Genomic DNA, 21,128 nt, shown 5'->3' with positions numbered 1-21,128 from the left:
TAGGCGCTATTTGACCGCCCCGAGTGCCAGCCCGCGAACGAGGTAGCGCTGCAGCCAGATGAACAGGATGGCCACCGGCAAGGTCGCCAGCAGCGTCGCGGCCATGACGTGATGCCATTCGATGGTGTAGCGGCCGGCGACCAGCGAGAACACCTGGATCGGCAGCGTGTAGCTTTCCTGGCTGCGCAGCATGGTGAGCGCCACGACGAATTCGTTCCAGGCGTTGATGAAGGTGAAGATCGCGGTCACCGCGATCGCCGGCAGGCACAGCGGCAGGAACACCTTGCGCAAGGTCAGCCAGCGACCGGCGCCTTCCATCCAAGCGGCTTCCTCGAGATCGCGCGGGATGGTGTCGAAATAGCTCTGCAGCATCCACACCGTGAAGGCGACGTTGAAGGCCATGTAGATGAAGCCGAGCGCCGTCGTGCTTTCGACCAGGCCCCAGGCGGCCATCAGCCGGAACAGGCCGAGCACCAGCACTATCGGCGAGATCATCTGCGAAATCAGCAGGAACTGACGCAAGGCGCCGTAGCCGGCAAAGCGGAAGCGCGACATTGCGTAGGCCGCCGGAACCGAGATCAGGATGGCGCCGACGGTGGCGATCACAGACACGTAGAGCGAATTGAGCAACGCCTGGCCAAAGCCGGTCGCCACCCACATGTCGGAGAAATTCGACCAGCGGAATTCGCTCGGCCACCAGGTCGGCGACAGCACTTCCGGCCTCGGCTTGACCGCGGTCAGGAACATCACGGCGAAGGGAAAGAGCGTCACCACGATCAGCGGCGCCAGCAGCAGCCACGCGATGACGGAACGCTTGAGCTTGCTCGTCATGCGCGTTGCTCCCGCATCGCCAGCCGCACATAGATCATGGTGAAGACCAGCAAAATGGCGAACATCACCAGCGACACCGCCGATGCCTCGCCGAGCTTGCCGATGCGGAAGGCCAGCTTGTAGAGATGGGTGACCAGGATATCGGTCGAATTGGCCGGCCCGCCTTGCGTCATCACCCAGATGATCGGGAAGGAATTGAAGACATAGATGGTGTTGAGCACGATGGCGATGTTGATGAACGGTTTCAGGAGCGGAAAGGTGATTTCGCGGAACTGCTGCAGCGGCGTCGCCCCTTCGAGCGCCGCCGCCTCGTAGAGATCGTCCGGAATCGACGACAGCCCGCCGAGAAAGATCGTCGTCGTGAACGGCACCGTCACCAGGATGCCTATCAGCACCTGCATCGGGAAAGCGGTCTCGGCACTCGCCAGCCACTGGATGTTGTGGTCGATGAGACCGAGGCCGATCAGCGCGGAATTCAGCATGCCGCTTTCGCCGCTCAGCGCCCAGCGCCAGACCACCGCGGTCATGGTCAGCGACACCGCCCAGGGCAGCATGATGATGACGCGGGCGATGCCGCGGCCATAGAAATCGGTGTTGAGGATCATCGCCACCGGGATCGACAAGAGAAGCGCACCGCCGACCACCATCACCGTCCATTGGCCGGTGCGCCAGAGCGCGGCCGTGAAATCGGGATCGGCAGCGAGTGCCGCGAAATTGGCGAAGTCGTTGAAGTCGCGAAGCTGGCCGAAGCGGCTGACCTCATGCGTCGAGATCTGGATCAGGTCCCAGACCGGCCAGAAGATGACCACCGCCGCCAGAAACAGGCTGGGCAAGGTCAGGAGATAGGGCAAGAAACGATTTTGCATCTGCTGGCCTGCAACCTCGGTGCGCTGGATCAGAAGGTCTGCTTATGCGAATTTCGGATCCGCCGCACCGGGCCGGGAACCAAGGGGTGGCGCGCCCCGCCTGAGTGGAGCGCGCCACGGGCGCAGGGAGATACGCCCTATTTCTTCAGCACGGTGTTGGCCTTGGCGGCTGCGTCCTTCAAGCCCGCCTCGGGGTCGCCGCCGAGATAGATCTTCTGCATGGCGTCCGACGTGATCTGGGCGACTTCTTCCCAGCCCGGAATGACCGGCGCGAAGCGGGCGTCGGGCAGGAGTGCGGTGAACGCTGCCAGATCGGCATTGTTGACGTAGTAGTCCATCTTGGCCTCTTCCTTGTTCACCGGCAGGAAGCCCTCGCCTTGCGTGAACTTGGCGCGCTGCTCCGTGGTGAACAGGAAATCGAGCAGCTTCCAGGCTTCGTCCTTGTTCTTGGAGTTCTTAAACATGATGATGGAATCGGTCACGCCATAAGTGCCGCGCGCGCCGGTCGGTCCGGCGGGAATGGCCGCCACGCCGTATTTCAGGTTCGGCGCCTCGTCCTTGATCTGGTTGGACAGGAACGGTGCGGTGATCATCATTCCGACCTTGCCCTGCTTGAACAGGTTCTGCACGTCCTCGCGGTTGTTGGAGGTGACGCCGGGTTCGGTCAGGCCTTCGTCGATCATCGACTTGTAGAGCTTGGCGGCTTCAAGCGCACCTGGCGTGCTCAGGCCCGAAGTGCCGTCCTTGTTGAGGATCTCGGTACCCTGCGACCACATCGCATAATAGTAATAGACGTCGGTCTCGATCTCCTTGCCCTGCAGGCCGAAGCCGAACGTGCCGGCCCCCAACGCCTTGATCTTGCGCGCATCGTCCTGCAGCTCGGTCCAGGTTGCCGGCGGCTTGGCGATGTCGGCTTTCTCGAACAGCTCCTTGTTGTAGTACATGGCGCGCGCCGAGGCCGCGATCGGCAGGCCGTAGGTCTTGCCGTCCATGATCGAGGGCGACAGGAAGGTATCGATGAAGCGGTCCTTGAAGTCGGGTTTGATGTAGCCGTCGAGCGGCTCGGCGACATCCTGCTGGACGAAGTCGATCAGCCAGCGCGTGCCGATGATCGACAGATCGGCATTGGTGCCGGCGGTGATGTCGGTGGTCAGCTTCTGCAGCAGCACATCCCACGGCACCACTTCGAACTTGACGGTGATGCCGGGGTTCGCCGCCTCGAATTCCTTCTTGACGTCGGCGAAATAGGGAGCAGTCTTGGCGCTGTACTCGGCCACGGTGACCCGCACCTCGCCCGCATCCGCCTGCGCCGCAATTGCCAGCGTGCTCATTCCGGCCATCAGGCCGACAGTCCATTTTGCAAGGCTCATTTGATCTCTCCCATTTTGATTTTGCGCCTGCGCGCCTCTTCGTTGCCGGAGCAGAAGATTATGTGACTTTCCTACATTATCGATGATTTGAAGGCTTGCAAGCGGATTATTTTGTTGCTTAATTACATTTACGGGCCTAGGCCTTGCACGATCTGTCAGAACTCCCGGAGGATGACGCACGGTGGTTTCGCAATCCGAGTTCGAAGGCAGGGCCAAGTTCGAAGGCAGGACCGAGTTCGAGGGCAAGACTGTCGTGGTGACGGGTGCTGGCGGCGGCCTCGGCACGGCGATCGTGGCGCTGATGGCGCAAAGGGGCGCCAGGGTCATAGGCTGCGACCAGTCGAGCGAGGCGTTGAAGAGCCCGCATTTTGCCTCCCGCCACGTCTTCGATCTTCTCGACAAGGCGTCGATAACCACGGCGATCGCTGCGATCCTCGACCGCGATGGCGTGCCCGACATTCTCATCAACAATGCCGGCTGGACACGCGCAGAGACGATTTCGGCGCTCGATCCCAACAGAATAGAGCAGGAACTCGACCTCAACCTGACCGGCGTGATGAACTTCGCCGACCCGCTGGTCAAGGCGATGGCCGGCCGCGGCTCCGGCAGTGTCGTCTTCATCTCGTCGGTCAATGCCATCGCGCATTTCGGCAATCCCGCCTATGCCGCGGCCAAGGCCGGCATCAACGCTTACGCCAAGGCGATCGCCGTCGAACTCGGCCGCAGCGGCCTGCGCGCCAATGTCGTCTGCCCCGGATCGATCCGCACCGCCGCCTGGGACCACCGCCTTGCCAAGGATCCCGAAATCCTCGGCAAGCTGCAGCGGCTCTATCCGCTCGGCCGCATCGTCAACGCTTCGGAAGTCGCGGAAGCCGTCGCTTTCCTTGCGTCCGATCGCGCATCGGGAATAACAGGCGTGGTGATGCCCGTGGACGCGGGGCTGACCGCCGGTTGCCTGCCATTCATCGACGACATTCTGGGAGCGTGACCATGACCGACGTCGAATTTCGCGACCTGTCGAAATCCTTCGGGCAGCACAAGATCCTCGAGAACATCAGCCTCGATATCAAGAGCGGCGAGTTCGTCGTCCTGGTCGGCCCGTCCGGCTGCGGCAAGTCGACCTTGCTGCGCATGCTGGCCGGCCTGGAGACGATCACCTCCGGCGACCTGTTGATCGGCGGCGTGCGCGCCAACGCGCTGCCGCCGCAGCAGCGCAACATCGCCATGGTGTTCCAGTCCTATGCACTGTTTCCGCATCTGAAGGCATCTGACAATATCGGCTTTGGCCCGAAGATACGCGGTGAGACGCGCACGGTGGTCGACGAGAAGGTCAAGAAGGCGTCCGGCGTCCTTAATCTCTTCTCCTATCTCGACCGCTATCCCCGCCAGCTGTCGGGCGGCCAGCGCCAGCGCGTCGCCATGGGCCGCGCCATCGTACGCGAACCGTCTGTGTTCCTGTTCGACGAGCCGCTGTCCAACCTCGACGCACAATTGCGCGTGCAGATGCGCGTCGAGATCAAGGCGCTGCACCAGCGGCTGAAATCGACGATCGTCTACGTCACCCACGACCAGATCGAGGCCATGACGATGGCCGACCGCATCGTCGTGATGGACCGCGGCAGGATCCAGCAGGTGGGGGCGCCGCTGGAGCTCTATGACAGGCCGGCCAACAAGTTCGTGGCTAGTTTCCTCGGCTCCCCGTCGATGAGCTTTGTGTCCGGTTCGCTCAAGGCGGCAGCTCAGAAAACCTGGTTCGAATCGGCCGGTGGCGGGCGGCTTGCGCTTGCCGGCAAACAGGTGCCGGCGGACAGCGCGGTGGAGGCTGGCATCCGGCCCGAGCATTTTGTCATCGGCGAGGCTGTCGACGCGATGGCGATCAGGGTGGATGTCGTCGAGCCCACCGGCTCCGAAACCCATGTCTACGGCGCTATCGGTGCTGATACGGTACGTGCCGTGTTCCGTGACAGGGTGCCGGTCAGGCCGGGAGACCTGCTCCCGGTCTCGGTCGATCCCGGCAACATCCATCTGTTCGACAAGGCGACGGGGCTGCCTCTATGAAAATAGCAGCATGAAGACGCCGGCCGACATCATCACGCGCCTGCAGCTGATGTCGCAGGACGGAACGAAGTCGGATCGCAAGCTGGCCGGCTTCGTCTTGGCAGACCTCGATTTCGTCTCCAAGGCAGCGATCTCGGAAATTGCCGCCCGCGTCGGCGTCAGTGAGCCAACGGTGACGCGGTTCTGCCGCAACCTCGGCTGCGAGGGCCTGCGCGACTTCAAATTCTATCTGGCGCAAGCCATCGCCATCGGCGGCCAGTATCTGTCGCCGGAGCCGTTGAGCCGCGATGCCCGCGAACAGCGCATCGCTTCCGCCATCACCGAAGCGGCGATATCGGCCATCCAGCGCGCCAGCGAGAACCTCGACATGACGACGCTGGTCGCCGTCGCCGCGCGCATCGCTGTTTCCGGTAATGTGCTGTGCATCGGCTCCGGTGGCATTTCGTCCATGATGGCGACCGAAATGCAGAACCGGCTGTTCAGGCTTGGCGTGTCGGTGCTGGCGCAGATCGACGGACAGTTGCAACGCATGTACGCCGCCGTTGCCACCCCTGACACCACGCTGATCGCCTTCTCGGTCTCCGGCTATGCGCGATCGGTCATCGATGCGGTGCAGGTCGCCCAGCAATATGGCGCCACCACGATCGCCATCACCCCGCCGGACTCCGCACTCGCCAAGGTCGCCGACACGGTCATCCATTTCCAGTCACTCGAAGACGGCAACATCTACAAGCCGACATCGTCGCGCTATGCGCTGCTGTCGATCGTCGACATGATCGTCACCTCGGTCGCCGAGACGCGCGGACCACGGGTTTTGGAAAATCTGCGCCGCATCAAGCAGAGCGTGAACACGTTGAAAGTCGATGATCCGCGTTTGCCATTGGGCGATTGAACCCCTACGGCCAAGGACATCAGGACTGGCGGCCGAGCGCCTCGATGCTTTTCGCCAACGTCGCCGGATCGCCTTCAATGCGCGCGGTCTTCAGCCGCGCGGTGCCGCCGGCGACAACCGAGACAGCGGACCCGGGCACGCCCAGAGCCTTGGCCAGCAGCTTTTCGAGCGCATGATTGGCGGCGCCGTTTTCCGGCACGGCGCGGACGCGCGCTTTCAGATGGCTTCGCCCGTCCGCCGTGGTCTCGAAGCCTTCGAGCCTGTCCAGCGCAGCGTTTGGCGTCAGCCGGACAAACAGGTCGGCGCCGTTTTCGCGCAGGCGAAACGGCGTGCTCATAAGGTCATCCTGCTCACAGGATCAGAGGCGCCACCGTGGTGAGCAGAAACTGCCGCAGGAAGAACAGGATCAGAAGCAGGATGATCGGCGAGATGTCGATGCCGCCAAGGTCCGGCATGAAGCGGCGGATAGGCCGCAACGCCGGCTCGGTCAGCCGGTAGAGCATGTTGCCGATGCTGCCGACGAACTGGTTCTTCGAATTGACGACGTTGAAGGCGTAGAGCCAGGAAAAGATCGCCGAGGCGATGATGATCCACCAGTAGAGGTCAAGCGCCATGACGATTGTTTGAATGAGGGCGAGCATGCCGGTCTCCAATTGTTGCCGACATGTAGCCATTGCACGCGAAGCCGGCAAGGGCCGCCTTTCTGTGGGGCGCCAATGCCGGCTCGGTCGGACCTGTAGGGCTGCATGTCGCGACACCCCAACGAAGGCACGACTACACAAAACCGGCAAGGGCCGCTTTCCGCCGGCGCCAGCTCGACGCTTGACGGCACTGGATTTCGGCAAACCTCCGCCTTGACAGGAAACCGCGGCGCCCGATAAATGCGCCCATCCGCTGGACGGGGCTGTAGCTCAGCTGGGAGAGCGCGTCGTTCGCAATGACGAGGTCAGGAGTTCGATCCTCCTCAGCTCCACCAGCGGAATAATTCTCCACGCTGCGCGCCAGATGCCCATCTCTGCGCCACATGCAGTCCGCGACGCCCGTCCCGGCTTGCCCCCGCGGTTGGCATTTGCTGTGCCAGCGCACCTTAAAAGGCCGCGCTACATCGCCTATTTCGCAATATCCGGCAAAACTTTTGTCAATTGGACTTATGGCGGAAGCGCTCGCTGATTGTTTCCGTTTTTTTTGGAAACCACCCCACTAAATTGACGTTACCAAATCAGTTTTTCTGTGCGTTGTGACCAGGGCGTTTCGGCGGGGGCGACCGGAGGCGCTATATCGATTTCGAGTCGAAATGAAAAATCCGCCTGCGGAAGCAAAGACGTGTCAATTCGCGAGAATCTCGCTGTAAACCTTAGACGGCTATGCAAGGAACATGCCTCCGTAAGTGCGGTGTGCCGTGAGCTGCACATCAACCGCACGCAGTTCGAACGCTACCTGCAAGGGCAGACCGTTCCCAACAAGGCCACCGCCAAGCTGATATGCGATTACTTTCGGATCGACGAGGCCGAACTGTACCAGGATCCCGGCGCACCCGAGCCGGCGATGCGTGGCTTGCCGCCGGTGTCCGAGAGCCTGTTCAACCAGATGATCCGCCCTCCCAGTCCTTCGATCGCGGGCGGCACCTATTTCACCTATTTCTCGATCCCGGGCCGCCTAGACCTCCTGATGCGCTCGGTGACCTTCGTGCGGCGCGAAGCCGAACTGGTCACCTTCCGAAGGGTCACCGGATGGTCGGAGCGCCGGGGATCGACCTGGGCACGAGCGCGCGGCAATCACTATGGCGTGGCGATCTCGCGGCTGAACTGGATTTATTTCAGCGGCATCAATCGCCGCCAGACCGGGGAGCCGTCGCTGATCTCCGTGCAATGGGCTCCCATCTCCGAACCGGTGCTGATGGGCAAGGCCATGCTACTGACGGAGGCCGGCCCGGCATTCGTGTCCGTCATCATGCGGCGCGACATCGCCAACATCCACCGAAGGGATGCCATCAGCATGGCGCATGTCATCAATCTCGACGATCCGGGCGTCGATCAACTGGTTGTCAGCCTCACCCGGGACGGGTTGGGCTAACCCCCCCGGATCGCCGTGTCTTACGCCAAATAAGAATAAGCGTACGCCGATAAAGCGTATGCCAACGATTGTCTACTCTGTATCTGAATAAAATCGATATTTTACACTTTAATGCCAGGAAAGATAATCCACGGGTCCGCCTTAGGCTCGTGGTTTTACTATAATTTTAACAAACCATTAACTCTTCCGACCTTACCTTTCTTCACGCGGATCCCGTTCTGGGGGTCTTTCAACGGATCCCAAATTGGGGTCAGGAAAGGGATGAAAATGGCCAAGAAAATGACCAATGCTCCGAAGCTGACGATTGCCGCCGGCACGCAGGCCGTCTTCTTTTCGCAGGGCATGCACTACAACAAGCGCTGAAGCCGTTCTGCGCCGACGAGCGTCTTGCTTGTCGGCGCCTCGGCTCCGCAGATGGCAACCAGCTTCATGAAAATGCGCTCTTCTAAAACGCTTGTTTTCTACCCCGGACCGAACAAGGTCACGGCCTGCAACTTCCTGACCAGAAGCGTGTTTGAATGCAGCCCCGAGATGGTCGGCCTTCTCGCATCGTGGGACAAATGGGCATCGACGGCGGACATTGCCCGCGCCCATGGATGGTCGAAGTCCGAGTTGAAGGCTGTCGTTCCCCAGTTGCTCGATTTCTCCGCGCTGGTCACAGCCGGATCGCCTCTCGCCGAGCAGGAGGAACAGTTTTCAGGACAATGGAGTTGGGGGCTTCCGACGGCGCTGATGCATTTCTGCGTCCAGGACAGCGAATACATGACCATCGAGCAAGCGGAAGAGCGGCAGATAGAACGCGCCGGCCATACGCCGCAGCCGAACCTCATGCTCAAGAATTCCGCGGGCGCCATCCAGCTGCCGAATGCACTGGAAGACAATGAACTTCTCAGCTTGATGGCGCGGCGCCGCACCAACCGCACGGCGGCTCAGCCCACCATCACGGCCAAACAGCTTTCCGATTGCCTGTTCGCAGGGCTCGGCATCATCGGCGAGACCGCCAATTGCGTTGGCACCCTGCCGCTCGGCATGACCCCTTCAGGCGGCGCGCGAAATCCCTATGAGGCCTATGTGGTCGCGCTCGGCGTCGATGGCCTCGAACCCGGTGTCTATCACTATTCCGCCGCGGATCACGACCTTGGCAGGATTTCTGCAAACCATCTGCCGAAGATCTCCGAACTGGTCGGCGGACAGGAGTGGGCCGACGCCATGCCGTGCCTTGTCCTGCTCTGCGCCAAGCTCGATCGCACGATGTGGAAATATGAGGACGCCAACGCCTATCGTGTCGTGCTGATCGAGGCCGGCCATATCGGCCAGAACATCATGCTGGCGGCGACCAACCATGGCCTGTCGGCATGTCCGACAGCCGCGCTCAGTCATTCCGCGATCAAGCGGCTGCTTGGTCTCGACAGTTTCACCGACGCACCGATCTATGCCTTGACCCTCTCGACCCCGGAAAGAGATCCCTCGACGGCGGGCCAATCCATCAATTAGTCGACCAACTATGTGCATCGCGGCCAGTAACGCGTTCCCTAGGTATAACCAGAGACAGGAGCAGCACGTGCCAAATCAATCCTTACGCCAGTCGGAAATCGATAGTCTTCAATATATTTCCTCGATGACCAATGAGCTCGTGCAAATGGCCGAAGCCAGCCGTTTTCCGATGATCTCCTATCTGCTCGGCATGGCCTATGCAGAGGCCTTCGACGTTCTTCGCGGCGCACGGCCGGCCAGGCATGCGCAGCTCAGCGGCAACCCGCTGCACCCCAAGGCGCAGGCAAAAGACACTCGGGCCGTCCAGCCACGGAGAGCGTAGCGACATGCAATCGTCAGCCGCATGCGCGGTGGCCGGCTCGACCTCCCCAAACCGGTGGGAGACACTGTGCGCGTTGCAAAGCCTGCTGCCCTTGCTGAAGAAGGCCGCGACGGACCTGCGCCGCGCCGACATGGTCTACTGGTTCGAGCAGGCCGATGCCGAGGTCGCCAACATCATCAGGGGCCATCCCTCCGATCCAACCGCCATCCCGGCCCTGATTGCATCCTGCCCGCAGGACCGGCGGTCGGTCGCTCAAGCTTGATGCATGTCGCCCGCCCAAACGCGACGCGTTCATTGGCGCCGCTGAAAATGCTCTGATCACCAGTTTTTCAATTTCGGACCGGAACCTATTGCGCGTCTGGAATGCCAAGGGGGACCTGCACATGAACATGATAGCCAACATCAGAAGCGTCGATGCCAGGGAAAGCATTTTCAGCCGGCTCGACGTCTTGATCGCCAGGCGGCCGCCGTCGCCTGACGCCGCGCGGGTCGAGGCCCGCCAACTCGTCTCGATGGCGATTGCCGACAGCTGCCAGGCCGACAGTCTCTGGGGTACAGTGGACGCTTTCCACGCCCATTTCGACTTCATGATGCAGACCGTCGAGATCAACGGCGCCGATGACCCGGGCCTCGGGCCCTTGCGCACGAAATGCCGATTCTATCTCGAACAGGTCGAGGCCCTGAGCCTGTCACTGGCCTATTGACAGGCCGGCCCGATCAAGTTCGGCTCTAGAGCAATTCTAGGAAAAGTGTGAAGCGGTTTTCCCGGGAAAAGCGCGTAGCGCTTTCCCTAGAGAATTGCGTCAAAACAAAGAGTTAGAGCAGCTCGCCGTTTCCGTGAAACGGTGAATGCTCTAGTTGCGCAGGCTGAACACGAACGGCGCTGTACGGCTCAGACGCGAACCAAGTTCCGGTGGCGGTGCCGGCACCGTGGCGCCTTGCAGCACGGCGAGCGCCGCACGGTCCAGATCCGCATCCCCCGAGGAACGAGAGAGCCTGGCGGACAGGACCCGGCCGGACGAGTCGACCGTGAAGGCGACATACGGCCTGCCTTCGACGCGTCGGGCCTTGGCAGAACTGGGATAGCGCGTGTGCCGCTTGATCCAGGCACCCAGACGGGAGTCCCATTTGCTGGAGTCGCCGGAGCGAGACGTCGATTCGGCCGACTTCGGCGCGGCGGTCCTGGCCGCGGGCCGTGCGTCGGCGCTGGTGGCGGTTGCCGTCTTCGGCGGGGCTGCCTTCTCCTTCTTAGGCCGCGGCTTGGGCTTCTCGAGAGGCTTTTTCGCCTTGGCCGCGACCGGTTTCTTGTCTTTGACAGCTTCGACCGGTTTCGGCTGCGGCAAGGGAATGACGACGTCGGGCGTGACAGCCTCGGCAACATCGGGGACGACCTCATCCGGCGGCGGCTGATCGACCTCTTCAACCGTTTCGGTCTGGGTGGGTTCTGTCTCGTCTGGCGCGACCGCTTCCGGCGGCTCGACAACCGGCTCCGCCTTTTCGACCGGTTCTTCAGGTGTCGGCTCGGTCGTCGGTGTCGGTTCGGTCTGATCTGGCGTCACCGCATCCAGCGCGGCGACCTGTTCTTCCACGGCCGGCATCACCACCATCGGTGCCATCTCGATCATCTGCGCGGGGGGGGGACCGCCATCCGCTTCGGTGACCATTGTGAGGTTCTGCACTGCATAGGCGACCGCGACATGGGCTCCAAGGACCAGCGCGGCAGCACCGGCCCACAAGCCAAGGTCGCGCCAACCGAAGCGCGACAACTGGACCGAGGGCACAGCGACCGCCTGCGTCATGGCGTCGGCGCACCCGTGGCTGCGGGCGCCGGAGAATTGGACGCGGGAGCCGTCTCCAGGCCGACCAGCGCGATCTTCAGATAGCCGGCACCGCGCAATAGGTTCATCGCCTCCATCAGGTCGCCATAGGCGACCGCCTTGTCGGCGCGCAGGAAGATGCGCGTCTGCTTGTCGCCCTTGGTCTTGGCGTCCAGCGTCGTGGCGAAAGCCGGGCGCGGCACGCTGTCATTGCCGATCGCCAGCGTCAGATCGTCCTTCAGCGTCAGGAACAGCGGTGTCTCGGGCCTCGGTGCGGGCGTTGCCGTCGAACCAGGCAGATCGACATTGACATCCACCGTGGCCAGCGGTGCCGCGACCATGAAGATGATCAAGAGCACCAGGATGACATCGATGAACGGGGTGACGTTGATCTCGTGGCTTTCCTCGAGATCATCATCCATGGCCTGTCGGATTCTGCTTCCCATGGCGCCTACTCCGCCGCCAGTGGCGTTGCCGGCGCAACGGTGCGGAAGTCCAGGTCGCGGCTGACCAGCCGTTCGACCCCTGCGGCGGCATCGGCGAGGATCTGCCGATAGCCGGCTATCGAGCGGGCAAAGACGTTGTAGATGACAACGGCCGGTATGGCCGCGACCAGGCCCATCGCGGTGGCCAGCAGCGCCTCGGCGATACCCGGCGCGACCACGGCGAGATTGGTGGTCTGCGCCTGCGAGATGCCAATGAAGGCGTTCATGATGCCCCAGACCGTACCGAACAGGCCGACGAAGGGCGCTGTCGAGCCGATCGTCGCCAGCACGCCAGTGCCGCGCGACATGCGCCGCGCCGCCGCCGCCTCGATGCGCGACAGGCGCGACGTGACCCGTTCCTTGAGGCCGTCGCCCGAGACATGATCGAGCGCGCCGGCCGAGAGTGCGGTCTCCTCCTCGGCCGCCCGCACCAGCAGCGCGCCGGGGCCGCCGCTGCGGTCGAGGGTACGGCTGGCCTGCTTCAGCGTGGCGGCCCCGCCGATCGCCCGCACGGCGCGACGGATGCGCAGCTTCCCGCCGAAAAGCTCCAGCGACTTGGCCAACCATATCGTCCAGGTGACGAGGGAGGCAAAGGCCAGCCCGATCATCACTGCCTTGACGACGATATCGGCCGCCATGAACATGCCCCATGGCGACAGGTCATGCGGCAAGGTCATCTCCATCGCCGTCGAAGGTCCGGTCTCGGCCGGCGCGGCCGTATTCGGCTGCGTGCCTGGCTGCGAAGGCGCCATTGTGGCCGGCGGAGCGACTGCCGGTGCGGCGGGTGCGGGTGCAATCGGCGCTGGGGCTGCGGGTACGGCGGGGGTTTCGACCGCCGGCGCGGCACCGGCGGGTTGCTCCTGGGCCATCGCGCTGCCGGCCGACAGGATGACGGATGCGACCAACGCCGCCAACAAACCAGTTCTCGACAACAGCTTCTTCCTTGTTCTCACAGCGGCCTGCCGCCTTTTATTTCCCGCCGCCGCATCAGATATTGTCACTGCACATAGCCGACAGGCTGGCCGGTGACGGGGTGCGCGAACACGCCCATCTCCACACCGAAAATGCCTTTCAGCACATCGCTGCGCATGATTTCGCCGGGCGTGCCGCGCGTCAGCAGCTTGCCGTCCTTCAGCGCGATCAGTTCGTCGCAGTAGCGCGCCGCCATGTTGGGATCGTGCAGCACGACGACGACACATAGGTCGCGTTTGCGGCTGAGCTCCTTGACCAGCCCGAGCACCTCGACCTGATGGGCGATGTCGAGTGCCGAGATCGGCTCGTCGAGCAGCATGACGCCGGCGTTCTGCGCCACCAGCATGGCGAGCCAGGCGCGCTGGCGCTCGCCGCCCGACAATTCGTCCACCAGCCGGTCGGCAAAACCCTCCATATCGGTCAGGGCCAGCGCCTCCTCGACATGCTGCCTGTCCTCGGCGCGGAAACGGCCAAGCGCGCCATGCCAGGGATAGCGCCCGAGCGTCGCCAGTTCGCGCACGGTCAGGCCGGTCGCCGCAGGCGTCGTCTGCGGCAGATAGGCAAGCGCGCGGGCAAATTCGCGGGCACCCCATTGCGGCAACGGACGCCTGGCGAAAGTGATGGCGCCTGAACTCGCCGGCTGCTGGCGCGCCATGAGCTTGATAAGCGTCGACTTGCCCGAACCATTGTGGCCGATCAGCCCATAGACGCGCGAGCGCTCCAGTTCGAGCGAAACCGGACCGAGCAGCGTCCGCTCGCCGACGGCAAAGCGTACGGCATCGATATGGAAGGCAGTCTGGGCATCAATTCCAGCCATGCTCATGGCTTTTCTCCAGTGCGGCCGCCCGCATTTCCAGATTCCGGCTTTCGACAGGTCATGCCCGGTTGACTATGAAACATGACCTTACTAGTCAACATTGAAGATGACTGCAATGATCAACAAATCGTCGCGACCGGCGATATCGGCACGGAATTGGGAAATAGGAGGCGCACCGGATGATTTCAGGACATGGACCGATTTGGCAGAACCGGATGGCGCGCAAGCGCCTGCTGATCGCAACGGTGTCGCTGCCGGCCCTGCTTGGCTGCGGCCATGCACTGGCCCAGGAGACGGTCACCACCACCCTGGACCCGATCAACGTCCAGGAACGTGTCGAAAGCGCATTCGGGCCGGTTAAGGGCTACGTTGCCACCAAGGGCTCCACCGGCACCAAGACCGACACGCCGCTGATCGAGACGCCGCAATCGATATCGGTCATCACCAGGGACCAGATGGAAGCGCAAGCCGTCGACAGCCTGAACAGCGCGTTGCGCTACACACCCGGCGCCACCGGCAATCTCTACGGCACCGACAATCGCGGCCTCGGCCTGCAGTTGCGCGGCATTTCGAACGCCAGCGGCGTCTTCTACAGGGACGGGCTGCAGCTCAAGGAGAGCAATTTCACCCTGTTCACCGCACTCGATTCCTATGGCGCGGAACGCTACGAGGTGCTGCGCGGACCGGCGTCGGTGCTTTATGGCCAGGCAAGCCCCGGCGGCATCATCAACTATGTCAGCAAACGGCCAACCGAGGAAAACCTGCGCGAGGTCGAATTCGGTGGTGGCAGCTTCAACCGGTATGAAGGCAGGTTCGACTTCATCGGTGCCGTGAACTCCGACAAGTCGCTGCTGTTTCGCCTCACCGGTGCCGCTCACATGGGCGACACGCAGACCGATTTCGTCAAGGACGACCGCATCTTCATCGCGCCGGCGATCACCTGGCAGCCAGATGCCGACACCAGCCTGACCATCCTCGCCAACTATCAGCGCGATCGCTCGGGATGGGCGATGCAGTATCTGCCTGCCTACGGCGCGGTCATACCGGGCAAGGACGGCAAGTACCTGCCGAACAGCATGTTCGTCGGCGAACCCGGCTTCGACTCCTACAACAACGACCAGGCCTCGATCGGCTACGAATTCGATCACCGTTTCAACGAAACCTGGCAGGTTCGACAGCATGCCCGCTACGTCCACCTTACCCACTCCGAGGAAGGCGTCTTTGGTGGCGGACTGACGGACTCGAACGGCCTGGAACCTTCAAGCGGCGACTACTACCGTTATGCAGATGCCGGTGGCACCAAGCTCAGCGGCGTCACCATCGATAACCAGGCACAAGCCGATTTCGACACCGGGCCGCTTGCCCACACGCTGCTCGTCGGCCTCGACTACAAACGCTACACTTACCGCGACTATGCCTCGGAAGGGACCGTCGAGGACGGTTTCAACGTCTTCGATCCGATCTACGGCTACAAGATCGGTGATCTGACGCCCTATACCGATACCGACACCACCCAGCAGCAAGTTGGCCTCTATGCGCAGGATCAGATCAAGCTCGGCAACTGGCGGCTGACCCTTGGCGGCCGCCAGGATTGGTCGGACGCCAAGGTCTACGACAATCTGGCCGGTGGCTACATTCCCGAGCAGAAGGACAACGCCTTCACCAGCCGGGCGGGGCTCGTCTACCTCGCCGACAACGGGCTTGCGCCCTATGTCAGCTATTCCGAATCGTTCCAGCCGGTGGCGGGCGCCGACAGCGACGGCAATCTGTTCGTGCCCGAGACCGGCAGACAATACGAGATCGGGCTGAAGTACCAGCCGACCGGCTGGAATTCCTTCATCACGGCCTCAGTTTTCGACTTGACCCGGCAGAATGTCGTGCGTTCCGGCAATGAGGGCTCACCCAACGATCTGTTCCAGACCGGGGAGATCCGTTCGCGCGGCGTGGAACTGGAAGCCGTGGCGAGCCTGGATGCGGGCCTCGATCTGAGAGCGGCCTACACCTACCTCGACACCAAGATCACCAAGGCGACCGCTGTCGAAGACGTCAACGGCGTCTGGGTCAGCAACGAAGGCAACATGCCCTTCGGCGTGCCGGCCCATTCCGCATCGCTTTGGGCCAATTACACCTTCATGAGCGGCAAGCTCGAAGGTCTCGGCCTGGGTGCCGGCGTCCGCTATGTCGGCTCGACCTATGGCGACGACGCCAACAGCTTCAAGGTTCCGTCGGTCGTGCTCGCCGACGCGGCGGTGCATTACGCCTGGCAGAACGCCACGCTCAGCCTCAATGCCAGCAATCTGTTCGACAAACGCTACGTCGCCTCCTGCTTCTCCTCGGGCTTCGGCTGCTTCTACGGCGAGGGCCGCAGGATCAACGGTTCGGTGAAATACACATGGTAGAAGCAAGGTGGCGGGCCGACCCAAAATGGCGGCGCTGACACGGCGCCAGTATCTTGCCGGCCTCGCCGCGACCGGCCTCGCCTTGCCGGGCGGCATGGCACGCGCGGCACCTGCCCGCGTCGTCTGCCTGGAATGGACATCGGCCGAAATCGTGGTCTCGCTCGGCCTGTCGCCGCTCGCCGTCGGCGACATCAGGGGTTATGGCGATTGGGTGCAGGGCCCGGCACTGCCGCAGGCCACCGTCGACCTGGGATCGCGCGGCGAACCCAATCTCGAACTGCTCAGGGAATTGCGACCCGACCTGATCGTCGGCGCCTATGGCTATGGCTTGGACGAGAGCAGCTTCACCAGACTGGCGCCGACCTTCAACGTTCCGTTCTACAGCGGCAAGGCTCCACCTTACGCGCAGGCGCAACAGGTGACGCTGCAGCTTGGCGACATGCTTGGCCGTGGGGCGGAAGCAGAAAACCTTGTCGGGCGCATCAAAGCCTCGATCGCGCACGCCCGCGCCAGGCTGGAGCGGGCGGTGCAAAAACCGGTCTGCGTCGTCAGCATGTTCGATGATCGCCATGTCCGCGTCTACGGCGCCGGCAACCTGCTGCAGGATGTCCTCGACCGGCTCGGCCTCGTCAACGCCTGGACCGGCGCCACCAATGAATGGGGTTTTTCGACGGTCGGCATCGAGGAACTGGTCGCCGTCGGCAAGGCGCAGCTGATCTCGCTCGATCCTATCCCGCCGCACATCAGGATCAGGATTGCCCGCAGCTCGCTCTGGGCCAATCTGCCCTGCGTCCGGAACGGCCAAGTGCGGACCATTCCGCCGGTCTGGCCGTTCGGCGGTCTCACTGCTGCCGCGCGTTTCGCCGAATTCGTGGCAGCGGCATGATCGCCCAGGCAATGTCCCTGCCGCGACAGAGCGACGGCATCGGCGCGCTTATCCTGTTGGTAGCCGTGCCTGCGGGGCTGGCGCTGATGCTGACCGTCTTCGATCTCATCCACCTTCTGCCTACGCACCTGTGGTGGCAGGCGCTCACCGCCCCCGACACATCCGATCCAGCGCAGTTGCTGTATCGCTATGCCTTCCTGCCGCGTGTCGCTGTCAGCATGCTGGCCGGCGCTGCACTTGGTCTCGCCGGTGCCATCATGCAGCATGTGCTGCGCAATCCGCTGGCCGAGCCGACCACGATCGGCACCAATGCCGGAGCGAGCCTCGCTCTGGCGGCCGCCACTCTTTACGCGCCGTGGCTGCTGGAAGGTGGGCGCGAAGGCGTGGCGCTGGCCGGCGGCGCGCTCGCCACATCAGCCGTTTTCGCACTGGCGCGCGGGCGCAGCTTTTCGCCAGTGTCGATCATCATCGCCGGCCTCGTCGTCAGCCTCTCTTTCGGCTCGGCCGGCGCGCTGCTGATGGCGCTCAACCGCGAATACACCGAGGAGCTGTTCATCTGGCAGAGCGGCTCGCTGGTGCAGAATGGCGACGCGGAGGTCGTTGCTCTGGCGCCGTGGCTGCTGGCCGGCATCTGCGCCGCGTTCCTGCTCTGGCGACCCCTCCGGCTGCTCGATCTCAGCGACGACGGCGCGGCATCGCTCGGCACCCGGCCGGCCGTCATCCGCCTTGCCGGCATGGCTGTCGCCGTCTCGCTCAGCGCGCTGGTCGTCGCCGAGGTGGGCGTCATCGGTTTCGTGGCGCTCGCCGCCCCGGCGCTGGCGCGGCTGGCCGGAGCGCGCACGCTTGGCCGCCGCCTGGTCTGGTCGCCGCTGGGCGGCGGCACCCTGCTCTGGCTCACCGACCGTCTGGTGCAGCATCTGCCGTTCGCCGGCGAAATCCCCGCCGGCACCGCGACCGCTTTGCTCGGCGCGCCGCTGCTGCTGTTCCTGTTGCCGCGAATGCGAACCACTCCCGAAAGGCAGACCGACATGGTGTCGTCGGTACGCCTGCCGTCAAACGGCCTGCCGTTGATCGCGGGCCTGCTGGCGCTCATCCTCGCGGTTGTTCTCGCCATCGGCTTTGGCCGTGGCGCAAGCGGTTGGCACTGGATCGCATCCGAGGATTTGACCGAGCTGCTTGCTCTGCGAGCGCCTCGCGTCGTCGTCGCCCTGTCGGCGGGCGTCCTGCTCGCCGTCGCCGGCACGCTGATGCAGCGCATGACCGGCAACCCGATGGCCGCGCCCGAGGTCCTGGGCATTTCCGGCGGCGCCTCTTTCGGCGTGCTGGCGCTGCTGTTGCTCAGCGACGGCTTCAACCGCGCGGCAATGCTCGGCGCCGCCCTCGCCGGCGCCATGCTGGCGCTGACGATCGTTGTTTTGACCGGGCGGCGCAATGCCCTGTCGCCGGAACGGCTGCTGCTTGCCGGCGTCGCCGTTGCGACGGTCGCGTCCGCCTTCGCCGCGCTGCTTCTGGCCAGCGGCGATCCGCGCATGGACTTCCTGCTCACCTGGCTGTCGGGATCGACCTATCGCGCAACACCCAATGATGCCCTCACCGCCGCAACGGTCGCGGTCGCCGTCCTCGCGCTGGCGCCGCTGACCGCGCGCTGGCTCGATATACTGCCGCTCGGCGAAACCGCCGCGCGTGGCCTTGGCCTGCGACTGGGACGTGTTCGCGCCACATTGCTTGCGCTCACCGCATTAGCCACCGCAACCGCGACATTGGTCATCGGCCCGCTGAGCTTCGTCGGCCTGATGGCGCCGCACCTCGCACGCATGCTCGGCTTCCGCCGCGCCGTGCCGCAGCTTCTGGCCTCGGCCATGACAGGCGGGCTGATCCTCGTTGCCGCCGACTGGGCAGGGCGGACGCTGATCTTTCCCTGGCAAGTGCCGGCCGGCCTCATCGCCGCCTTCGTGGGCGGCCCCTATTTCATGGCGCTGATGTGGAAAGGCAGGCAATGAAGTCGGCCCTGGCATATTGCCGGCCCTGCCCTGCCGATTGTAAGCAGCGCCCATCGATGGCGGCCGGCGCCCTCGCCGCGTCCATCAAGACAGCTTGCGGTTCACCTCGATGATCAGACGTTTCCTTTCCTACTACGCGCCCTGGAAGGGGCTGTTCGCGCTCGACTTCTCCTGCGCGGTGCTGGCCGGTCTGCTCGAACTCGGCTTTCCCATGGCGGTCCGCACCTTCGTCGACCAGCTGCTGCCGCAGCAGGACTGGACGCTGATCATCATCGCCTCGACCGGGCTGCTGGTGATCTATCTGCTCAACACGGTGCTGATGGCGGTCGTCACCTATTGGGGCCACATGCTCGGCATCAACATCGAGACCGAGATGCGGCGCAAGAGCTTCGATCATCTGCAGAAACTGTCGTTCCGCTTTTACGACAATCACAAGACCGGCCATCTCGTCGGCCGCGTCACCAAGGATCTCGAGGAGATCGGCGAGATCGCGCATCATGGCCCCGAGGACCTGTTCATCGCCATCATGACCTTCGCCGGCGCCTTCGTGCTGATGTTCACGGTCAACATGCATCTGGCGTTGATCACGGCGGTGATCGTGCCTCTGATCGCCTGGGTGACGATGCGCTACGGCGACCGCATGGAGCGCAACTGGCAGGCGCTCTATCGGCGTGTCGGCGATTTCAACGTCCGCATCGAGGAGAATGTCGGCGGCATGCGCGTCGTCCAGGCCTTCGCCAATGAGGAGCATGAGCGCACGCTTTTCGCGCATGACAACCAGCGCTACCGCCAGACCAAGCTCGACGCCTACCGCATCATGTCGGCCAGCAATTCCCTGAACTATATGGGCATCAGGCTGATCCAGCTCGTGGTCATGATCGCCGGCAGCTACCTCGTCATTACGGGAGGCCTGAGCAATGGCGGCTTCGTCGGCTTCCTGCTTCTGGTCGGCGTCTTCGTGCGGCCGATCGAAAAGATCAATTCGGTGATCGAGACCTATCCAAAAGGCATTGCAGGCTTCCGCCGCTACACCGAGCTGCTCGACACCGAACCCGACATCGCCGACCGGCCTGATGCCGTTACCGCCAGCGGGCTCAAGGGCGACATCGAATATCGCGGTGTGAGCTTCGGTTATGGTGACGGCAAGCCGGTGCTCAGGGATATCGATCTCGCCATTCACGCCGGCGAAACCATCGCCTTCGTCGGCCCGTCGGGCGCCGGCAAGACCACCATATGTTCGCTGCTGCCGCGGTTCTACGAAGTCAGCGCCGGGCGGATCAGCATCGACGGCATCGATATCAGGGACATGACGCTCGCTTCGCTGCGTGGCCAGATCGGCATCGTCCAGCAGGATGTCTTCCTGTTCGGCGGCTCGATCCGCGAAAACATCGCCTATGGCCGTCTCGGCGCCTCCGACGAGGCCATCACCGATGCCGCGCGGCGGGCGCAGCTAGACGGCATGATATCGGGCCTGCCGGCCGCCTTTGACACGATCATCGGCGAGCGCGGCGTAAAATTGTCCGGCGGCCAGAAGCAGCGGCTGGCGATCGCCCGCATGTTCCTGAAGAACCCGCCGATCCTCATCCTCGACGAGGCGACGTCGGCGCTCGACACCGAGACCGAGCGCGAAATCCAGAAGTCGTTGGCCGAACTTGCCGAGGGCCGGACCACGCTGGTCATCGCACACCGGCTGGCCACGATCCGCGGCGCCGACCGCATCGTCGTCGTCTCGGAGTCCGGCGTCGTCGAACAGGGTTCGCACAGCGAACTGCTCCGCGCCGGCGGCATCTATCGGCGCCTGCACGACGCCCAGCATCTGGTGTCGTCGCGCTGATCCACTATGGTG

The 21,128-nt window shown here is 63.4% G+C and carries 21 protein-coding genes and 1 tRNA gene; 13 read left to right on the top strand and 9 right to left on the bottom strand.

Annotated features, from left to right (window positions below):
- Nucleotides 1–6: 6 nt before the first annotated feature.
- The 3 genes from NKI21_RS04815 to NKI21_RS04805 all read right to left on the bottom strand — a co-directional run bounded on the left by NKI21_RS04815 (nucleotide 7) and on the right by NKI21_RS04805 (nucleotide 3,067).
- Nucleotides 7–831: a carbohydrate ABC transporter permease gene (locus NKI21_RS04815; RefSeq protein WP_352442137.1), complete on the bottom strand. Its 825-nt coding sequence runs from the start codon at nucleotides 829–831 to the stop codon at nucleotides 7–9.
- Nucleotides 828–1,697: a carbohydrate ABC transporter permease gene (locus NKI21_RS04810; RefSeq protein WP_352442136.1), complete on the bottom strand. Its 870-nt coding sequence runs from the start codon at nucleotides 1,695–1,697 to the stop codon at nucleotides 828–830. The genes NKI21_RS04815 and NKI21_RS04810 overlap by 4 nt, the downstream gene beginning before the upstream one ends.
- A 137-nt stretch (nucleotides 1,698–1,834) precedes the next feature.
- Nucleotides 1,835–3,067, bottom strand: a complete 1,233-nt coding sequence (locus tag NKI21_RS04805; protein WP_352442135.1) for an ABC transporter substrate-binding protein — start codon at nucleotides 3,065–3,067, stop codon at nucleotides 1,835–1,837.
- 181 nt (nucleotides 3,068–3,248) lie between these two features.
- Between NKI21_RS04805 and NKI21_RS04800 the strand changes: the two genes are divergently transcribed.
- The 3 genes from NKI21_RS04800 to NKI21_RS04790 are packed head-to-tail and all read left to right on the top strand — an operon-like array spanning nucleotide 3,249 to nucleotide 6,017.
- Entirely contained in the window at nucleotides 3,249–4,055 is an 807-nt protein-coding gene (locus NKI21_RS04800; RefSeq protein ID WP_352442134.1) for an SDR family oxidoreductase, read from the top strand.
- Between the two features lie 2 nt (nucleotides 4,056–4,057).
- Nucleotides 4,058–5,125, top strand: a complete 1,068-nt coding sequence (locus NKI21_RS04795; protein WP_352442133.1) for an ABC transporter ATP-binding protein — start codon at nucleotides 4,058–4,060, stop codon at nucleotides 5,123–5,125.
- Nucleotides 5,126–5,135: 10 nt separating this feature from the next.
- Nucleotides 5,136–6,017 (top strand): MurR/RpiR family transcriptional regulator, encoded by an 882-nt coding sequence (locus NKI21_RS04790; protein ID WP_013528979.1) that lies wholly within the window; start codon nucleotides 5,136–5,138, stop codon nucleotides 6,015–6,017.
- A gap of 19 nt (nucleotides 6,018–6,036) precedes the next feature.
- Here the strand turns inward: NKI21_RS04790 and NKI21_RS04785 are convergent, their stop codons facing one another.
- Nucleotides 6,037–6,354, bottom strand: coding sequence for a DUF167 family protein (locus NKI21_RS04785; RefSeq protein ID WP_352442132.1), 318 nt, complete (start codon nucleotides 6,352–6,354; stop codon nucleotides 6,037–6,039).
- A gap of 13 nt (nucleotides 6,355–6,367) precedes the next feature.
- Complete coding sequence (locus NKI21_RS04780) at nucleotides 6,368–6,658, bottom strand: YggT family protein (RefSeq protein ID WP_023811703.1); 291 nt, start codon at nucleotides 6,656–6,658, stop codon at nucleotides 6,368–6,370.
- A 259-nt stretch (nucleotides 6,659–6,917) separates the two neighbouring features.
- On the opposite strand from NKI21_RS04780, the gene NKI21_RS04775 reads away from it, so the two are divergent.
- The 6 genes from NKI21_RS04775 (at nucleotide 6,918) to NKI21_RS04750 (ending at nucleotide 10,610) form a co-directional block, all read left to right on the top strand.
- A tRNA-Ala gene (locus tag NKI21_RS04775) sits at nucleotides 6,918–6,993 on the top strand.
- Between the two features lie 347 nt (nucleotides 6,994–7,340).
- Nucleotides 7,341–8,090 carry a helix-turn-helix domain-containing protein gene (locus NKI21_RS04770; protein ID WP_128304096.1) on the top strand — a complete coding sequence of 250 codons (750 nt, stop codon included), beginning with the start codon at nucleotides 7,341–7,343 and terminating at the stop codon, nucleotides 8,088–8,090.
- A 414-nt stretch (nucleotides 8,091–8,504) separates the two neighbouring features.
- Nucleotides 8,505–9,584, top strand: a complete 1,080-nt coding sequence (locus NKI21_RS04765; RefSeq protein ID WP_352864723.1) for a SagB/ThcOx family dehydrogenase — start codon at nucleotides 8,505–8,507, stop codon at nucleotides 9,582–9,584.
- A gap of 67 nt (nucleotides 9,585–9,651) precedes the next feature.
- A complete protein-coding gene (locus NKI21_RS04760) occupies nucleotides 9,652–9,906 on the top strand; it encodes a hypothetical protein (protein ID WP_023811699.1) in 255 nt (84 codons plus the stop codon).
- 4 nt (nucleotides 9,907–9,910) lie between these two features.
- A complete protein-coding gene (locus NKI21_RS04755; protein WP_352864720.1) occupies nucleotides 9,911–10,168 on the top strand; it encodes a hypothetical protein in 258 nt (85 codons plus the stop codon).
- Nucleotides 10,169–10,289: 121 nt separating this feature from the next.
- Nucleotides 10,290–10,610: a hypothetical protein gene (locus tag NKI21_RS04750; RefSeq protein WP_031213427.1), complete on the top strand. Its 321-nt coding sequence runs from the start codon at nucleotides 10,290–10,292 to the stop codon at nucleotides 10,608–10,610.
- A 150-nt stretch (nucleotides 10,611–10,760) separates the two neighbouring features.
- On the opposite strand, the gene NKI21_RS04745 is transcribed toward NKI21_RS04750, so the two are convergent.
- The 4 genes from NKI21_RS04745 to NKI21_RS04730 form a co-directional block, all read right to left on the bottom strand.
- On the bottom strand, nucleotides 10,761–11,705 hold the full coding sequence (locus tag NKI21_RS04745) for an energy transducer TonB family protein (RefSeq protein ID WP_352736506.1): 945 nt from the start codon (nucleotides 11,703–11,705) through the stop codon (nucleotides 10,761–10,763).
- Nucleotides 11,702–12,169, bottom strand: coding sequence for a TonB system transport protein ExbD (gene exbD / locus NKI21_RS04740; RefSeq protein ID WP_352442129.1), 468 nt, complete (start codon nucleotides 12,167–12,169; stop codon nucleotides 11,702–11,704). Before exbD ends, NKI21_RS04745 begins: the two co-directional genes overlap by 4 nt.
- A 5-nt stretch (nucleotides 12,170–12,174) precedes the next feature.
- Entirely contained in the window at nucleotides 12,175–13,140 is a 966-nt protein-coding gene (gene exbB, locus NKI21_RS04735) for a tonB-system energizer ExbB (RefSeq protein ID WP_352864715.1), read from the bottom strand.
- 65 nt (nucleotides 13,141–13,205) lie between these two features.
- Nucleotides 13,206–13,997, bottom strand: a complete 792-nt coding sequence (locus tag NKI21_RS04730) for an ATP-binding cassette domain-containing protein (RefSeq protein ID WP_164762277.1) — start codon at nucleotides 13,995–13,997, stop codon at nucleotides 13,206–13,208.
- A gap of 179 nt (nucleotides 13,998–14,176) precedes the next feature.
- Here NKI21_RS04730 and NKI21_RS04725 point away from each other — a divergent pair, with 179 nt between their 5' ends.
- The 4 genes from NKI21_RS04725 (at nucleotide 14,177) to NKI21_RS04710 (ending at nucleotide 21,116) form a co-directional block, all read left to right on the top strand.
- Nucleotides 14,177–16,396, top strand: a complete 2,220-nt coding sequence (locus tag NKI21_RS04725) for a TonB-dependent siderophore receptor (RefSeq protein ID WP_352864711.1) — start codon at nucleotides 14,177–14,179, stop codon at nucleotides 16,394–16,396.
- A gap of 25 nt (nucleotides 16,397–16,421) precedes the next feature.
- Entirely contained in the window at nucleotides 16,422–17,282 is an 861-nt protein-coding gene (locus NKI21_RS04720) for an ABC transporter substrate-binding protein (RefSeq protein WP_352442126.1), read from the top strand.
- Entirely contained in the window at nucleotides 17,279–19,282 is a 2,004-nt protein-coding gene (gene fhuB, locus NKI21_RS04715) for a Fe(3+)-hydroxamate ABC transporter permease FhuB (protein ID WP_352442125.1), read from the top strand. Before NKI21_RS04720 ends, fhuB begins: the two co-directional genes overlap by 4 nt.
- Before the next feature lie 109 nt (nucleotides 19,283–19,391).
- Nucleotides 19,392–21,116: an ABC transporter ATP-binding protein gene (locus NKI21_RS04710; RefSeq protein WP_352864707.1), complete on the top strand. Its 1,725-nt coding sequence runs from the start codon at nucleotides 19,392–19,394 to the stop codon at nucleotides 21,114–21,116.
- Nucleotides 21,117–21,128 lie beyond the last annotated feature (12 nt).

It is taken from the genome of Mesorhizobium sp. M0715 (assembly GCF_040320355.1).
GTDB lineage: Bacteria > Pseudomonadota > Alphaproteobacteria > Rhizobiales > Rhizobiaceae > Mesorhizobium.
The sequence above is the reverse complement of the archived record's forward strand: the minus strand, read 5'-3'. Positions and strand labels throughout refer to the sequence as shown.

Bases quoted from the DNA above. Each gene is read 5' to 3' on its own strand.
- NKI21_RS04765 (WP_352864723.1), top strand. From the start codon at position 8,505: ATGGCAACCAGCTTCATGAAAATGCGCTCTTCTAAAACGCTTGTTTTC.
- NKI21_RS04795 (WP_352442133.1), top strand. From the start codon at position 4,058: ATGACCGACGTCGAATTTCGCGACCTGTCGAAATCCTTCGGGCAGCAC.
- fhuB (WP_352442125.1), top strand. From the start codon at position 17,279: ATGATCGCCCAGGCAATGTCCCTGCCGCGACAGAGCGACGGCATCGGC.
- NKI21_RS04725 (WP_352864711.1), top strand. From the start codon at position 14,177: ATGATTTCAGGACATGGACCGATTTGGCAGAACCGGATGGCGCGCAAG.
- NKI21_RS04815 (WP_352442137.1), bottom strand. From the start codon at position 831: ATGACGAGCAAGCTCAAGCGTTCCGTCATCGCGTGGCTGCTGCTGGCG.
- NKI21_RS04755 (WP_352864720.1), top strand. From the start codon at position 9,911: ATGCAATCGTCAGCCGCATGCGCGGTGGCCGGCTCGACCTCCCCAAAC.
- NKI21_RS04790 (WP_013528979.1), top strand. From the start codon at position 5,136: ATGAAGACGCCGGCCGACATCATCACGCGCCTGCAGCTGATGTCGCAG.
- NKI21_RS04780 (WP_023811703.1), bottom strand. From the start codon at position 6,658: ATGCTCGCCCTCATTCAAACAATCGTCATGGCGCTTGACCTCTACTGG.
- exbD (WP_352442129.1), bottom strand. From the start codon at position 12,169: ATGGGAAGCAGAATCCGACAGGCCATGGATGATGATCTCGAGGAAAGC.
- NKI21_RS04785 (WP_352442132.1), bottom strand. From the start codon at position 6,354: ATGAGCACGCCGTTTCGCCTGCGCGAAAACGGCGCCGACCTGTTTGTC.
- NKI21_RS04810 (WP_352442136.1), bottom strand. From the start codon at position 1,697: ATGCAAAATCGTTTCTTGCCCTATCTCCTGACCTTGCCCAGCCTGTTT.
- NKI21_RS04730 (WP_164762277.1), bottom strand. From the start codon at position 13,997: ATGGCTGGAATTGATGCCCAGACTGCCTTCCATATCGATGCCGTACGC.
- NKI21_RS04750 (WP_031213427.1), top strand. From the start codon at position 10,290: ATGAACATGATAGCCAACATCAGAAGCGTCGATGCCAGGGAAAGCATT.
- NKI21_RS04805 (WP_352442135.1), bottom strand. From the start codon at position 3,067: ATGAGCCTTGCAAAATGGACTGTCGGCCTGATGGCCGGAATGAGCACG.
- NKI21_RS04745 (WP_352736506.1), bottom strand. From the start codon at position 11,705: ATGACGCAGGCGGTCGCTGTGCCCTCGGTCCAGTTGTCGCGCTTCGGT.
- NKI21_RS04710 (WP_352864707.1), top strand. From the start codon at position 19,392: ATGATCAGACGTTTCCTTTCCTACTACGCGCCCTGGAAGGGGCTGTTC.
- NKI21_RS04720 (WP_352442126.1), top strand. From the start codon at position 16,422: ATGGCGGCGCTGACACGGCGCCAGTATCTTGCCGGCCTCGCCGCGACC.